15 protein-coding genes are annotated in these 15,261 nt (G+C 64.6%); 10 read left to right on the top strand and 5 right to left on the bottom strand.

Annotated elements, in window-relative coordinates:
• The first annotated feature begins 60 nt into the window (after positions 1 to 60).
• The 6 genes from pgl to AC0GNR_RS12085 all read left to right on the top strand — a co-directional run bounded on the left by pgl (position 61) and on the right by AC0GNR_RS12085 (position 6,213).
• Positions 61 to 750: a 6-phosphogluconolactonase gene (gene pgl, locus AC0GNR_RS12060; protein ID WP_472901194.1), complete on the top strand. Its 690-nt coding sequence runs from the start codon at positions 61 to 63 to the stop codon at positions 748 to 750.
• Positions 751 to 764: 14 nt separating this feature from the next.
• Entirely contained in the window at positions 765 to 2,591 is a 1,827-nt protein-coding gene (edd, locus tag AC0GNR_RS12065; RefSeq protein ID WP_472901195.1) for a phosphogluconate dehydratase, read from the top strand.
• 136 nt (positions 2,592 to 2,727) lie between these two features.
• Positions 2,728 to 3,363, top strand: coding sequence for a bifunctional 4-hydroxy-2-oxoglutarate aldolase/2-dehydro-3-deoxy-phosphogluconate aldolase (locus AC0GNR_RS12070; RefSeq protein WP_472901196.1), 636 nt, complete (start codon positions 2,728 to 2,730; stop codon positions 3,361 to 3,363).
• A 129-nt stretch (positions 3,364 to 3,492) separates the two neighbouring features.
• Positions 3,493 to 5,118 (top strand): glucose-6-phosphate isomerase, encoded by a 1,626-nt coding sequence (gene pgi / locus AC0GNR_RS12075; RefSeq protein ID WP_472901197.1) that lies wholly within the window; start codon positions 3,493 to 3,495, stop codon positions 5,116 to 5,118.
• A gap of 53 nt (positions 5,119 to 5,171) precedes the next feature.
• Positions 5,172 to 5,546: a methylglyoxal synthase gene (locus AC0GNR_RS12080; RefSeq protein ID WP_472901198.1), complete on the top strand. Its 375-nt coding sequence runs from the start codon at positions 5,172 to 5,174 to the stop codon at positions 5,544 to 5,546.
• A 184-nt stretch (positions 5,547 to 5,730) separates the two neighbouring features.
• A complete protein-coding gene (locus tag AC0GNR_RS12085; RefSeq protein ID WP_472901227.1) occupies positions 5,731 to 6,213 on the top strand; it encodes a GreA/GreB family elongation factor in 483 nt (160 codons plus the stop codon).
• 217 nt (positions 6,214 to 6,430) lie between these two features.
• Here AC0GNR_RS12085 and AC0GNR_RS12090 read toward each other — a convergent pair whose 3' ends face one another.
• From AC0GNR_RS12090 to AC0GNR_RS12110, 5 genes are all read right to left on the bottom strand, one after another.
• Complete coding sequence (locus tag AC0GNR_RS12090; protein WP_472901199.1) at positions 6,431 to 7,171, bottom strand: hypothetical protein; 741 nt, start codon at positions 7,169 to 7,171, stop codon at positions 6,431 to 6,433.
• A gap of 52 nt (positions 7,172 to 7,223) precedes the next feature.
• Entirely contained in the window at positions 7,224 to 8,237 is a 1,014-nt protein-coding gene (locus tag AC0GNR_RS12095; protein ID WP_472901200.1) for a TRAP transporter substrate-binding protein, read from the bottom strand.
• 73 nt (positions 8,238 to 8,310) lie between these two features.
• Positions 8,311 to 9,588 (bottom strand): TRAP transporter large permease, encoded by a 1,278-nt coding sequence (locus AC0GNR_RS12100; protein WP_472901201.1) that lies wholly within the window; start codon positions 9,586 to 9,588, stop codon positions 8,311 to 8,313.
• Positions 9,585 to 10,085, bottom strand: a complete 501-nt coding sequence (locus AC0GNR_RS12105) for a TRAP transporter small permease (protein ID WP_472901202.1) — start codon at positions 10,083 to 10,085, stop codon at positions 9,585 to 9,587. Before AC0GNR_RS12105 ends, AC0GNR_RS12100 begins: the two co-directional genes overlap by 4 nt.
• Positions 10,086 to 10,088: 3 nt before the next feature.
• Complete coding sequence (locus tag AC0GNR_RS12110; RefSeq protein WP_472901203.1) at positions 10,089 to 10,634, bottom strand: gluconokinase; 546 nt, start codon at positions 10,632 to 10,634, stop codon at positions 10,089 to 10,091.
• A gap of 159 nt (positions 10,635 to 10,793) precedes the next feature.
• Between AC0GNR_RS12110 and gntR the strand changes: the two genes are divergently transcribed.
• The 4 genes from gntR to AC0GNR_RS12130 all read left to right on the top strand — a co-directional run bounded on the left by gntR (position 10,794) and on the right by AC0GNR_RS12130 (position 15,156).
• On the top strand, positions 10,794 to 11,819 hold the full coding sequence (gene gntR / locus AC0GNR_RS12115) for an HTH-type transcriptional regulator GntR (protein WP_472901204.1): 1,026 nt from the start codon (positions 10,794 to 10,796) through the stop codon (positions 11,817 to 11,819).
• A 203-nt stretch (positions 11,820 to 12,022) separates the two neighbouring features.
• The gene (locus AC0GNR_RS12120; RefSeq protein WP_472901205.1) at positions 12,023 to 13,372 is read left to right on the top strand and encodes an ABC transporter substrate-binding protein; all 1,350 of its coding nucleotides are present in this window, start codon (positions 12,023 to 12,025) and stop codon (positions 13,370 to 13,372) included.
• Positions 13,373 to 13,454: 82 nt separating this feature from the next.
• Positions 13,455 to 14,315, top strand: coding sequence for a carbohydrate ABC transporter permease (locus AC0GNR_RS12125; RefSeq protein ID WP_472901206.1), 861 nt, complete (start codon positions 13,455 to 13,457; stop codon positions 14,313 to 14,315).
• A 10-nt stretch (positions 14,316 to 14,325) separates the two neighbouring features.
• Positions 14,326 to 15,156 carry a carbohydrate ABC transporter permease gene (locus AC0GNR_RS12130; protein WP_472901207.1) on the top strand — a complete coding sequence of 277 codons (831 nt, stop codon included), beginning with the start codon at positions 14,326 to 14,328 and terminating at the stop codon, positions 15,154 to 15,156.
• The last annotated feature ends 105 nt before the right edge of the window (positions 15,157 to 15,261 follow it).

The raw sequence follows: 15,261 nt of genomic DNA on the forward strand, positions 1-15,261 counted from the left end.
GTGGCCCGGCAAAGCCGGTTCCACGGTGTTCTTGAACGAGGACACCACATGCCACCACCCATGATCACTGAACACACCGGCGCGACGCCGGCCGCCATCGCGGCACACGTGGCCGATGCGCTGCGCGCCGCCATCGCCGCGCGCGGCCAGGCCAGCCTGGCGGTCTCGGGCGGCAAGTCGCCCATTCCGATGTTTGAAGCCCTGCGCGAGCAAGCCCTGGACTGGGCCAAAGTAACCGTGGTTCTGGTGGACGAGCGCGTGGTGCCACGCGACCACGCCGACAGCAACACCGCCCTGGTGGCCCGCCACCTGCTGCAAGGGAAGGCGGCAGAAGCCCGCTTCCTGCCGTTCTTTCGCGAAGTCGCGCCGCAGTTCAACGCCGAGGTGCTGGATGCGCTGGCGCTGGACGCCAGCGACCGCACCGCCGACCTGCCCTGGCCGCTGGACGTGGCGGTGCTCGGCATGGGCGAAGACGCCCACACCGCCTCGCTGTTCCCCGGCGCGCCGGGCTACGCCCGCGCCATCGCCACCGAACAGCGCCTGGCCTGGGTGGTGCCCGACACCGCGCCCCACGCCCGCATCAGCTTCACCCTCAGCGCCTTGCTTGCCGCGCGAGAACTGGTGCTGTCCATCGCGGGCACATCCAAACTCGCTGTGTACCGCCGCGCCGCTGAAAAGGCCGACGAAACGCTCCCCATTTCTCTCGTACTGAACCAGTCCATCACGCCCATCAGCGTCTGGATTGGCTGAACAGGAACACCGCCATGTCCACACCGCTGAACGCCACCCTGGCCTCTGTCACCCAACGCATCATTGAGCGCAGCGCCGGCCCCCGCGCCGACTACCTGAACACCATGGCCGCCAACGCCAAAGCCGGCACCCAGCGCGCCGGTATGGGCTGCGCCAACATGGCCCACACCACGGCCGCGCTGCCGGCTGCCGACAAGCTGAAGATTCACGCCGAGCGCACGCCGCATGTGGGGATCGTCAGCGCCTACAACGACATGCTGTCGGCCCACCAGCCCTACGAGCACTACCCCGAGCTGTTGCGCAGCCACGCCCGCCACCTCAACGCCACCGCCCAGATGGCCGGCGGCGTGCCTGCCATGTGTGACGGCATCACCCAGGGCGCCGCCGGCATGGAACTCTCGCTGTTCTCGCGCGACGTGATCGCACTGAGCACCGCCGTGGCGCTGTCGCACAACGTGTTCGACGCGGCGCTGATGCTCGGCGTGTGCGACAAGATCGTGCCCGGCCTGTTCATGGGTGCGGTGCAGTTCGGCCACCTGTCCACGGTGTTTGTGCCCGCCGGGCCCATGACCACCGGCTTGTCCAACGACGCCAAAGCCAAGGTGCGCCAGCAATACGCGCAGGGCCTGGTGGGCCGCGACGCGCTGCTGGACAGCGAAGCCCAGGCCTACCACAGCCCCGGCACCTGCACCTTTTACGGCACCGCCAACAGCAACCAGATGCTGATGGAGATCATGGGCCTGCACCTGCCGGGCTCGTCGTTTGTGAACCCCGGTGTGGCGCTGCGTGAAGCCCTCAGCAAAGCGGCGCTGGAGCGCGCCCTGATCAACACCGGGCGCGGCGGGCAGCCGCACATTCGCCTGGCCGACATCGTGACCGAAAAATCTGTGGTCAACGGCATCGTGGGCCTGCTGGCCACCGGCGGCAGCACCAACCACACCATCCACCTGGTGTCCATGGCGCGCGCCGCGGGGGTGCTGATCGACTGGGACGACTTCGCCGAACTCTCGGCCGTGGTGCCGCTGCTGGCCCGCGTGTACCCCAACGGCAGCGCCGACGTGAACCACTTCCATGCCGCTGGCGGCATGGGCTTTTTGATGCGCGAGCTGCTGGCCAACGGCCTGCTGCACGGCGACGTAAACACGGTGATGGGTTTCGGCCTGAGCGCCTACACCCAGGAACCCTGGCTGGACGGCGACACCCTGGCCTGGCGCGACCTACCCGCGCTCAGCGGCGACACCGCCGTGCTGCGCCCGGTGGCCGAGCCCTTCAGCGCCGACGGCGGCCTGCGCCTGCTCAAAGGCAACCTGGGCCGCAGCGTGGTCAAGGTGTCGGCGGTGAAACCCGAGCACCGCTTTGTGCGGGCCCAAGCTGTGGTGGTGAGCGACCAGCAAGACCTGCTGGCCCTGTTCAACGCCGGCGAGCTGGAAAAAGACCTGATCGCCGTGGTGCGCTACCAGGGACCGCGCGCCAACGGCATGCCCGAGCTGCACAAGCTCACGCCGCCGCTGGCGGTATTGCAAGACAAGGGTTTCAAAGTGGCGCTGGTCACCGACGGCCGCATGAGCGGCGCATCGGGCAAGGTGCCCGCCGCCATCCACTTGAGCCCCGAAGCGCTGGCAGACGGCCCGATTGCCAAGGTGCAAGACGGCGACTGGATCACCCTGGACTGCGAGCGCGGCGTGTTGCAACTGGAGGTGGACGCCGCCACCCTAGCTGCACGCAGCATGAGCCACCCCGACCTGAGCCACAACGCGCACGGCACCGGCCGCGAGCTGTTTGGTTTGTTTCGCGCGCAGGCGAGCACGGCAGAGTCGGGCGCCTCGCCACTGTTCACTTGATGTTCACTTGATCCCCCCCCGCGCCGCGCTGCGCGCGTCACCCCCCAGGGGGCGCCAGCAGCGGCCCGGCAAAGCCGGTTCCGCGCTGACCCCGGTTGGCTCCACCTCTTTCGATCCGCTCCGCACAGACGACACCATGACCACCACCTGCTTCACCCGCCCCGCCTTCCAGTCCCGCGTTGTGCCCGTCATCGTGCTCACCGACCCGGCCCACGCCGTGCCGCTGACGCATGCCCTGCTGGAAGGCGGCATCGACGTGATGGAAATCACCCTGCGGTCTGCTGCCGCGCTGGCCAGCATCGAAGCCGTGGCCAAGGCCGTGCCACAAATGCACCTGGGCGCGGGTACCGTGACCCGCGTGGCCGAGGTGCAGCGCGTGATCGACGCGGGCGCTACGTTCGCCCTGTCGCCCGGTTGCACCGACGCACTGGTGGACGCCGTGCGCGCCGCCAACCTGCCTTTTATTCCGGGTGTGATGACGCCGGGCGAAGTGATGCACCGCCGCGAACAAGGCTTCAGCCTCATGAAACTCTTTCCCGCGCAACAGGCCGGCGGCCTGGGCATGCTCAAGGCGCTGGGGGCGCCCATCCCGGACGTGATGTTTTGCCCCACCGGCGGTGTGAGCCCCGAGAACCTGAAAGACTTTTTGAAGCTGCCCAACGTGGCCATGGCCGGTGGCAGCTGGCTGACCCCGGCGGACGCCTTGAAAGCAGGCGACTGGAAGCGCATCACGCAACTGGCCAAAGAAGCCACCGAACTGGCGGCAAGCTGACTTCCCCCCGCGCCGCTGCGCGGCAGAAGACACAATACCGTTCGGGCTGAGCCTGTCGAAGCCCTCGTACAGACACACCGCGCCAGCCCTTCGACAGGCTCAGGGCGAACGGGAAGAAAGCCCCGTCACATGACCAGCACCACCACCCTCCCCGCCTGGCAGGCCCTCACCCAGTTCGCCGCCCTTCCGCAGCCCCATCTGCGCGAGCGCCTGGCACAACCGGGCCGCGATGCGATGCGGGCCAGCGCCTACGGCACCGGCATCCAGATCGACTTCACACGCCAGGCGCTGGACAGCACGGTGTGGAACGCCTTGCTGCAACTGGCCCGCGAAGCCAACGTCGAAGCCCAGCGCGACGCGATGTTTGGTGGCGCGATCATCAACACCAGCGAGCAGCGCGCGGTGCTCCACACCGCTCTGCGCGGCACACCCGGTGCCACCGGCGAGGCAGCCCCATGGGGCGACGAGATTCAGCAGCTGGTGCAGGCCGAGCTGCAACGCGTCTGCGGCTTCGCCGACCGCGTACGCTCGGGTGATGTCAAAGGCAGCACCGGCCTGGCCATCACCGACGTGGTGAACATCGGCATCGGCGGCTCGGACCTGGGGCCGCGCATGGCGGCCGACGCCCTGGCCCCACTGTGCAGCGACGGCAAAACTGGCGTGCGCGTGCACTTCGTCAGCAACCCCGACGCCTGGGCGCTGCACAGCACGCTGCGCAGCCTGAACCCGCTCACCACGCTCATCATCGTGGCCAGCAAAACCTTCACCACACAAGAAACCATGACCAACGCCGCCTCCGCGCGGCGGTGGCTGCAAGGCGGCGGCATCACCGGCAGCGCACAAAGCGCCCACCTGGTGGCCATCACCGCCGCGCCGCAAAAATCGGGTGCCGCCGGCTACCAGGCAGAGCACACTTTCACCTTCTGGGACTGGGTCGGTGGCCGCTACTCCATCTGGTCCGCGCTCGGCCTACCGCTGGCCGTGGCCATCGGTTCACAAGCCTTCCGCGAATTTCTGGCTGGCGGCCAGGCCATGGACGCGCACTTTCGCAGCGCCCCACTGGCGCACAACCTGCCCGTCATCCTGGCGCTGAGCGGCGTGTGGAACCGCAACTTTTTGCACTGCCCCACCCAGCTGCTGTCCACCTACCCCAGCCGCCTGGTGCGCTTTGCGCCGTTCGTGCAGCAAATGGACATGGAGAGCAACGGCAAGCGCATCCGCAAAGACGGTCAGCCGTGCGACACCGACACCGGCCCTATCGTCTGGGGTGGCCTGGGCATCGACGGGCAACACGCCTACTTCCAGCTGCTGCACCAGGGCACGCACCGCGTGCCGGTGGAATTCATCGGCGTTGAAACCGAAGACACGCCCCTGCCGCTGGCCGCCGAGCACCACCGCGTCGTCAACCTCAATCTGCGCGCCCAAGCCCAAGCACTGGCCCTGGGGCGCAATGAGGCCGACACCCTGCACGCGCTGATGTCTGAGGGCCTGAGCGCCGAGCAAGCCGAGGTGTTTGTCAGCCAGCGCAGCTTCAAGGGCAACGTGCCCAGCAGCACCATTTGGCTCGACGCCCTCACCCCGCACCGCCTGGGCGCGCTCATCGCGCTGTACGAACACAAGGTGTTCACCCAGGCCGCCATCTGGGGCATCAACGCCTACGACCAGTGGGGCGTGGAGCTTGGGAAAACCATGGCAAAGCAAATGGAAACCCCCCGCGGTGCTTCGCCCCTCCCCCCTGCTGGGGGCAACGCCTGAGGCCCGGCAAAGCCGGTTCCTCGGCGTTTCTGGACTGAATGCACTGCACGACCATGCGTATCTCCCTCATTGCCCACGACAAGAAGAAAGACGCCATGGTGGCCCTGGCCACCGAGTTCGCGCCGCTGCTGCGTCAACACACCCTCATGGCCACCGGCACCACCGGCGGGCGGCTTCAATCCGAGGTGGGGTTGAGCGTGGAACGCCTGCTCAGCGGCCCGCTGGGCGGCGACCTTCAAATAGGCGCCCGCCTGTCCATGGGCGAGGTGGACTGCGTGATCTTCCTGCGCGACCCCATGACCGCCCAACCGCACGAACCCGACATCAGCGCCCTGCTGCGGGCGTGCGATGTTCACAACGTGCCGTGTGCCACGAATGTGGCGACGGCGCGGGTGTTGCTGTGCGAGATAGGTCTGCTGCGGTTGTAAACCAGCTGTGGCTGGAGGGGCGCCTGTGGTTGGCAAGCGCCTGCAGTTCGATGCACCAAAATGGGCGACAGGGCAGTGCCCGTGGCTGAAGTTCGCCTGCAGCCAACAGACGTGCAGAGGGCTGGTGGAGCCCTTCATAATCAAGACCCGCCCCCCCGCTTGTTCAAGATGCCTACCTTTGATCATGGATAAATTCTGGCTGCAGCAGCAGGTACTGAAACGGCTCGCCGAAGACCTGCTGCAAGCCGAACAGGCCGTGCGGGCGGCCCATGAAACGGCGACCCACGAAGAAAACGTCGCCGAAAACAAATACGACACGCTGGGACTTGAAGCTGCCTACCTGGCCACCGGCCAAGCCCGTCGCGCCGAAGCCATCCGCCAGGCAATGGCCCAATGGCGCCGATTTCGCCCGCGACCCTACGACCCCAGCAAAGGCATACAGCTTGGCGCGCTGGTCTGCCTGGTCGATTCCGACGACCAGCAGCAGCAGCTCTTTCTCGGTCCAAATGGGGGCAGCATGCGGTTGGTCAGCGGCACTCAGCTCGTTCAGGTCATCAGCAGCGAAGCCCCTTTGGGTAGGGCCATGCTGGGCAAATGCGAGGGTGATGCGGTGTCGATACAGGTCGCTCCCATACGGCAGCAGTTTGAGGTGCTGCGGGTTCATTGAGCAGCAAGCGCCGAAGGTCAGCCGTACTTTGAAACCGGCCATCGGGTCCGAGATACCAGGGGTGCCTGGATGCCCGCTAGGAAGCCAAGACCGTGAATTCACGTGGCGATGTCACCGGCAGCCACTGCCGCACTGCCGCACTGCCGCCGTACAAGTCAGGGATAGAACGTCAAGACGGATCAAACCAGGCGTTGAACCCAAGCACGCACCAACCCCATCAGGACAACAACGCTTTGGCCGCGTCAATGCGCAGCGCCAGCGCAACGGCGGGATCGTTCATCACATCCCGCAAAAATTGGCGGGGGTCCTGGTAGGGGCCGGCCAGAGCGACGGGGTGCTGAGATGATTCAATTGCTGTAACTGGCGCAACAGGCTTTGAAGCGGCCAAGTGGGTGTCGGGCACCTTAACCTGTAGCTGCCGCAACGCCGCCTGCCAGTCGTCCGGCTGTATGCAGTGCAGCCGGCTGAGCAGCTCGGCCTGCGCATCTTCCCCGGGCTGAAAGTCGAGCGACGGGTCGTCACCGCCAAACACGGCGGCCAGATCGGGTGCAACAAAGGCAGACCAGCGCTCGGGGGCGTGCTGCGCAGGAATGGTGGGTGCGGGCCACGGCGTGGCGTCTGCGGTGGGCCACAGTTTCACGCGGTCGGGCTTCAGGCCGGCCAGGTAGCGCTGGTGCAGGCCCTGTAGGAACTCCACCGCTTCGGTCACCACAACGGGTTGGGCGAGCGAAAACCACAGCTCAAACGCATCAACACCGTTCACCGCAATGGCGGGCGCGGGCAAGGCCAGGTCGGCCTGCACGCCGCGCCACACAGGAGAAAGCGCGGCCCAGTCGGCAGGCTTGCCCAGCGCCAGCACCAGGGCGCGTACCTCGCCGCCAAGTCCGATGAGGCCGGCTGTGCTGTCGGTTGCAGGCAGTTGGTAAAGGCGTTGGTACTGGGTTTGCAGTCGGGTCATGCGGGCATGTTACCCGTCAGCACGGGGGCTGACGGGGCCGCACCGGCGGGGCTTACTTGCTGCGCACCTGGGCCACAGCGCCCTGCACCTCTTTCCACAGGGCCTCGCCCACGTTGGCGGAAATACTGGCGTTGATGGCGCCCAGCTTGTCGCGCATGCGGTTGGCCTCAGCGGGTGACAGCTCGTTGATCTGCATGCCTTTGCCTTTCAGGTCGGCCAGCGCTTTGTCGGCTTCTGCGCGGGTGTCTTTGCGCTCAAAGTCCCGGCTCTTCTTGGCGGCGTCGAGCAACACTTTCTGCTCGTCTTTGCTCAGGCCGTCCCAATACTTCTTGCTCACCAGCACGATCCAGGGGCTGTAGACGTGGTTGGTCACGGTCAGGTACTTTTGCACCTCGTAGAACTTGCTCGACAGGATGGTGTTGTATGGGTTTTCCTGGCCGTCAACGGTTTTGGTTTCCAGCGCGGTGAACAGCTCGGAAAACGGCAACGGCACGGCGTTGGCGCCCAGGGTCTTGAAGCTGTCGATGAACACGTTGTTCTGCATCACGCGCAGCTTGATGCCGTCCATGTCTTCCAGCTTGGTGACGGCGCGCTTGTTGTTGGTGAGGTTGCGAAAGCCGTTCTCCCAGTACACCAGACCAACCAGGCCTTTTTCCTGCAGCTTGTCCATCACCTTCTGGCCCACCGGGCCGTCGAGCACGGCGTCGGCTTCTTTGGTGTTGTTGAACAGGAAAGGCGTGTCCCAGATCGCCATTTCCTTGGTGATGCCCACCAGGGTGGCGGTGGAACCGACCATCATTTCTTGTGCGCCACCAATCAGTGCTTGCTGCATCTGCACGTCCGAGCCCAGCGCGGCAGCGCCAATGGCGCGCAGCTTCATCTTGCCGCCCGAGGCTTTTTCCACCTCGTCGGCAAACACCTTGGCGGCGCGGCCTTGGTTGGACACCTCGTTCAGGCCGTAGCCGAAGCGAATGATGCGGTTCTTGATGTCTTGTGCCTGGGCCAGGCCAGCGCCCAGTGTGGCCAAAGTGACCGCAGCGGCCACGGCAAGTTGTTTGAGTTTCATGGTTTGTCTCCTGAGGATTAAAGCGGCCGCGGCCGCGGGGGGAACGAAAAGGTGCGGTGCGTGGGCACAGCGGCTAAAACATCAACTTCAAAGGCCACAGCACGATGGCGGGGAACAGAATCAGCAGCACCAGCATGGCGAAGTAAACGGCCAGAAACGGCATCACGCCTTTGATGACCGGCTCCATGCGCAGGCCACCCACACCGGCCACCACGTTGAGCACCGTGCCCACCGGCGGGGTGAGCAGGCCGAGGCAGCCCACAAAGATGAACACGAAGCCGAAATACACCGGGTCGATACCAGCCTTGGCGGCCAGCGGCGCCAGCACCGGCGCCAAGATCAAGATGGTGGGCGTGAGGTCCATCACCATGCCCACAGCCAGCAAAAACAGGCACACCACGGCCATGAACAGCATCGGGCTTTGCAGCAGCGGTCCCATGTTGGCGGCCAGCTGGCTGGGCAGGTCGGCCAGGGTGATCATGTAAGACGCTGCGGTGGCCGCACCACACAGAAACATCACCACGCCGGTGGTGCGCGATGCGTCCACCAGCACGCGGTACAGGCGCTGCAGGTTGAGTTCGCGGTAAATCAGCGTGGCCACCAGCAAGGCGTACACCGCAGCCACCACGGCAGCTTCGGTGGGCGTAAAGAAGCCAAAGCGCAAACCGCCAATGATGATCACCGGCATCATCAGCGCCCAGGCGCTGTCGCCCAGCACGCCGCGGCGCTCTGACCAGCTGGTTTTTTCAGCCACGGGCAATTGCTTTTTGCGGGCGATGCCGCGCCACACGAGCACCAGCGCACACGCCATCAGAATGCCCGGCACGATGCCCGCCAGAAACAGCTTGCTGATAGAGGTGTTGGTGGTCACACCGTAGATCACCATGGGCATGGACGGCGGTACGATGGGCGCGATGATGCCGCCCGAAGCGATGAGGCCGGCGCTCGACCCGTCGGGGTAGTTCTGCTTGCGCATCATGGGCAGCAGCAGTGTGGCCAGGGCTGCGGTGTCGGCAATGGCCGAGCCGCTCATGGACGCGAGCATGAGCGAAGCGGCAATGGCCACGTAACCCAGGCCGCCCGGAATGTGCCCCACCATGGAGCGGGCCAGGTCGATGATGCGGCGGCTCAAGCCCCCGGCGTTCATGAGCTCGCCCGCCAGGATGAAAAAGGGCACGGCCAGCAGCGGAAAGCTGTCAAACCCGGCTTGCACGTTTTGCGCCAGCAACTGCGCGTCAAAGAAGTCCAGGTGCACCATCAGCGCCAGCGCGGTCAGCATGAGCGCAAATGCAATGGGAACGCCCACCGTCATGGTGGCAAACAGCACGGCCAGAAAGATGGCAATGGTCATGCTTGCGCTCCTTCGCTCGGGGTCGCGTCGGGAGGCGTGTGGCCTCGCAGCTCGTTCCAGCTTTGCAGCAAGAGCAACACCGCCATGCACACACCCATCACCAGCGTGCCCGCAGCACCCACCGCCAGGGGGTAGTTCATCACCGGGCTGCGGCTGTCCATGCCCACCAACACCTGAGACCAGGAACCGTCGATCAGGTAATACAAAGCCAACGCGATCAGCCCCCGGGACAACCAGCGCAGCACCGCTGCTTTGGCACCGCTCAGGCGAGCCGTCACCAGGTCAAAGCCCAGGTGCTTGCCCTCCCCAAACGCCAGCGTGGCCGACAGACACACCAGCCACACAAACAGCAGCCGCGACAACTCTTCAGACACCACCCAGCCGGTGCCCCAAAAGTAGCGTTGCACCACGTTGCCAAACACCGCCAGCACCATGCCCAGCATGCACAAGGCCATCAGGCCTTCCACCACATTTTTCAGAAATTTTCCCAGTGCCATGGCTCAGGTCTCCAAAGGGTTGTCAGAGGCCGCCACCTGCGCCCAGCGCACCACCTCGGGCAGCAACTGGTCCAGCGGGCGGCAGGCATCGAGCCGCAGCACACCGGGCTCCAGGCTCGGGTCTTCAAGCGTGGCGAACTGGCTGGCCACCAAGCTCACCGGGAACAGGTGCGAGGCACGGGCCGCCACGCGCTCACGCGCCTGCTCTTGCGTGAGGTCGAGAAACACAAACCGCAAACCTGGCACGGCAGTGCGCAGGCGGTTGCGGTAGCGCTGTCTCAGCGCAGAACACGTCAAAACCACCCCACCAGGGTGCTTTTGCAACTGCTGCGCCAGCAGGTCGAGCCAGACTTCGCGGTCGGCGTCGTCCAGCGGGGTACCGCTGCGCATCTTGTTGATGTTGGTGGCGGAGTGGAAGTCATCCCCCTCCAACAGAGGAATGCTCAGGGCGTCAGCGCAACGCTGGCCAAGGCTGGACTTGCCACAACCGGCCACACCCATGACCACCAGAAACGGCCCTGAAGCAAGATTTTTCAACACGGAAGGCATTTGGATAGCGCTGTCCCATAAGAATCAAAAAAATCAGACATCGGCAGGTTCAAGTTTAAAAAACGGGCCTCTGTCTGATCGTTCAAACTGCGGTTGCAGGCCGAACTGGATAGCGCTATCCTATGCAAAAATCTCACCCATAAAAATCAGGGAAAACCCTTGAATTCTGCCGACCGCAAGCGCCGTCCCAGTGGCCGCACCACCCTCAGCGACGTGGCCCGTGCTGCGGAAGTGAGCCCCATCACCGCCTCGCGTGCGCTGCGCGGCGAACGCAGTGTGGCGCCCGAGTTGGTCGAGCGTGTGAAGCTGGCCGCCGATCAGCTGGGCTATGTGCCCGACCCGGCCGCCCGCGCGCTGGCATCGCAGCGCAGCAACCAGGTGCCGGTGCTGGTGCCGCTGCTGTCCAACGCCCTGTTTGTCGACGTGCTGGAGGCCGTGCACAACACCCTGCTGCCGCAGGGTTTTCAAACGCTGATTGGCGTCACGCACTACAGCCCCGAGCAAGAAGAGCAGTTGCTGCGCTCGTACCTGGCGCACCGACCCGCCGGCCTGCTGCTCACCGGCTTTGACCGCACCGAAGCGGCCCGCCAGCTGATTGCAGGCAGTGGTGTGCCCTGTGTGCACCTGATGGAACTGACCAGCGCCACGGGCGTGTATTGCGTGGGCTTTTCGCAGGTGGACGCTGGCCACGCCATCACCCAGCACCTGCTGCAGCGTGGGCGCCGGCGCATCGCGTTTGTGGCCGCACAACTGGACCCACGCACCATGCAACGCGCCGAAGGCTATCGCCGCTGCCTGCGCGAACAGGGTGTGTATGACGCCCGGCTGGAGCTCCTGAGCCCACAGCCTTCGTCCATGCGCTTGGGTGGTGAACTGCTGCAAGACCTGCTGCGCACCCGGCCCGATGTGGACGCTGTTTTCTTCTGCAACGACGACCTGGCACAAGGGGCGTTGCTGGCTGCGCTGCGGCTGGGTGTTGACGTGCCGGGCCAACTGGCCGTGGCCGGTTTCAACGACCTGTCGGGCAGCGACCAGATGGTGCCGCCACTCACCACCGTGCGCACCCCGCGCGGCACCATTGGCGAGGCCAGCGCCCGCATGCTGCTGAGCCTGATGCGTGGCGAGTTGCCCGCCCAGCACTCGCTGGACCTGGGTTTCGAGCTGGTGGTGCGCGGCAGCAGCTGAGCGCACTGCGACCGACCCCACGACGCGCAGTGGCCCGCACGGTGCAAAACCGCGCCTGCACCCACCCGCCACGCCGAAAAACACAAACTTTGCGCCACAAACTAGGGTAATTCCCAGCCTAGAGATGCAAGAGCGTACAAGAAATGCCATTTTCCGTACAAATGGCGCCGGGCTTCGTCTTCACAATTCCCCCACGGTCCAAGATGACCGTCGCATGGCAACACACCCCCCAACAGGAGACAACCGTGAAACTTCGCTTCGCCACCGCCCTCACCGCCGCGCTGTTCAGCGCTGGCCTGGCCCACGCCAACACCGAGCTCGTGATTGCCACCGTGAACAACGGCCACATGATCGAAATGCAAAAGCTTGGCAAGAACTTTGAAGCCGCCAACCCGGACATCAAACTGAAGTGGGTCACGCTGGAAGAAGGCGTGCTGCGCCAGCGCGTCACCACCGACATTGCCACCAAAGGCGGTCAGTTCGACGTGATGACCATCGGCATGTACGAGACGCCGATCTGGGGCAAAAAGGGCTGGCTGCAAGCACTCAAAACCGACGCCGCCTACGACGTGGACGACCTGCTTCCTGCCATGCGCAATGGCCTGAGCGTGGACGGCAAGCTGTTCGCGGCACCCTTCTACGGCGAAAGCTCCATGCTGATGTACCGCAAGGACCTGGCCGACAAAGCCGGTGTGACCGTGCCCGACCGCCCCACCTGGCCTCAGATCAAAGACCTGGCTGCCAAGATGCACGACCCGAAGGCGGGCGTGTACGGCATCTGCCTGCGCGGCAAGCCAGGCTGGGGTGACAACATGGCTTTCCTGAGCACCCTGGTGAACACCTTTGGCGGCCAGTGGTTTGACATGCAGTGGAAGCCCCAGCTGGAAAGCAAGCCCTGGAAAGACGCGATCACCTTTTACGTGGATTTGCTGAAGAACTACGGCCCTCCCGGCTCGTCGGCCAACAGCTTCAACGAGATCCTGGCGCTGACCAACTCGGGCAAGTGCGGCATGTGGATCGACGCCACCATTGCGGCCTCGTTCGTGAGCGACCCCAAGCAGTCGTCGGTGGCCGACAAGATGGCTTTTGCCCAGGCGCCTACGCAAGTGACACCAAAGGGTGCGAACTGGTTGTGGGCCTGGTCGCTGGCGATTCCAGCAGGCTCCAAGAAAGTGGACGCCGCGCAAAAGTTCATCAGCTGGGCCACGTCCAAGGAATACATCCAGCTGGTGGGCAAAACCAACGGCTGGGGCACCGTGCCCACGGGCACCCGCAAGAGCACCTACGCCAACGCCGACTTCCTGAAGGCTGCGCGCTTTGCCGCGGCTGAAAAGATGGCCATCGACTCGGCCAACCCGAACGACTCGACCCTGCCCAAGAGCCCGTATGTGGGCGTGCAGTTCGCGGCCATTCCCGAGTTCCAGTCGATCGGCATCGCCGTAGGCCAGCAAATGAGCGCCGCACTCGCTGGCAGGATCTCGGTCGATGCCGCGCTCAAAGCCAGCCAGGTGGCCGCTGACCGCGAGATGAAGCGGGCCGGTTACTACAAGTAAGCCAGGGAGCCGCGCCGCGGCTCTTCTCCCCCTCTCCCGCCAGCGGGAGAGGGTGTTGCCCCTCAAGCCCCCGAGGCAAGCCATGAACCGCTTTCTCCCCCGCCTGCTGCTCACGCCCGCCGTGGCCACGCTCTTCCTCTGGATGATCGTGCCGTTGGTGATGACGATTTATTTTTCGCTCATCCGCTTCAACCTGCTCGCGCCCGAGCAAACCGGCTTCATTGGCCTGGAAAACTTCGAGTATTTCGTCACCGACCCGTCCTTTGGCGCGGCGGTGCTCAACACAGTGCTCCTGCTGGGCAGCGTCATTTTGATCACCGTGGTGCTGGGCATTGCGCTGGCACTGCTGATTAACGAACCCTTTGCCGGCCGCGGGCTGGTGCGGGTGTTGCTCATCTCGCCCTTCTTCGTCATGCCCACCGTCAATGCCCTGATGTGGAAAAACATGATGATGAATCCGATCTACGGCGTGCTGGCCCAAGTCTGGATCTTCTTTGGCATGGAGCCCGTGGACTGGCTCACCGACCACCCGCTGTTCTCCATCATCATCATGGTGTCGTGGCAGTGGCTGCCCTTTGCCACGCTGATCTTCATGACCGCGCTGCAGAGCATGAACCGCGAACAGCTCGAAGCCTCGCGCATGGACGGCGCCACCTACCTACAGCAACTGCGCTACCTCTACATCCCCCACCTGGGCCGTTCGGTGGCGGTGGTGGTGATGATCGAACTGATCTTTTTGCTCAGCGTATTTGCCGAGATCTACACCACCACCGGCGGTGGCCCGGGCGACGCGAGCACCAACGTGGCCTTCCTGATCTTCAAACAGGCGCTGCTCAATTTCGACGCCGGCGTGGCTTCGGCGGGTGCGCTGTTTGCGGTCGTACTGGCCAACATTGCCGCCATTTTCATGATCCGCATGGTCGGCAAAAACCTGGACAAGTGAGGACACAAACATGGCACGTCAATCTACCTACACACCGGCCTACGCCGTGCGCACCCTGGGCGCCTGGGGCGTGGCACTGCTGCTGTTCTTTCCGCTGGGCTGGCTGCTGCTGACCGCGTTCAAAACCGAGCTGCAAGCCATTGCGGTGCCGCCCGAGCTGATCTTTGCGCCCACGCTGGAAAACTTCCACGAGGTGCAGGAGCGCAGCGACTACTTGCTGTACGCCAAGAACTCGGTCATCACCAGCGTGCTGTCCACGCTCATTGGCCTGCTGATCGCGGCACCGGCGGCCTACTCCATGGCCTTCATCAAGGGCAAGTACACCAAAGACATTTTGATGTGGATGCTCTCCACCAAGATGATGCCCGCGGTGGGTGCACTGGTGCCCATTTATGTGCTGGCACAGAAAAGCCACCTGCTGGACACCCAACTCGCGCTGATCATCGTGTTCACGCTGTCCAACCTGCCCATCATGGTCTGGATGCTGTATTCGCACTTCAAGGACATTCCCCACGAGATCCTGGAAGCCGCCCGCATGGACGGCGCCACGCTGTGGCAAGAGGCGCGCCTGGTGCTGCTGCCGCTGGCCATGGGCGGGTTTGCGTCCACCGGTTTGTTGTGCCTGGTGCTCAGCTGGAACGAAGCCTTCTGGAGCCTGAACCTGACCGCGGCCAAGGGCGGCACGCTGGCCACCCTGATCGCCAGTTACTCCAGCCCCGAAGGGCTGTTCTGGGCCAAGCTCTCTGCCGCTTCGCTGATGGCCATTGCGCCCATTGTGATCTTCGGATGGTTCAGCCAGAAGCAGCTCGTCCAGGGCTTGACTTTCGGCGCTGTCAAGTGACGGCCACCCCCGCCGCGCTGCGCGCGACCCCCTCCAGGAGGCAACGCTGGCGGCCCGGCAGAGCCGGTTCCGCGGCGTTCTGGTCTTGTGCTTCCCATCTGACTC

It is taken from the genome of Hydrogenophaga sp. LT287 (assembly GCF_055702805.1).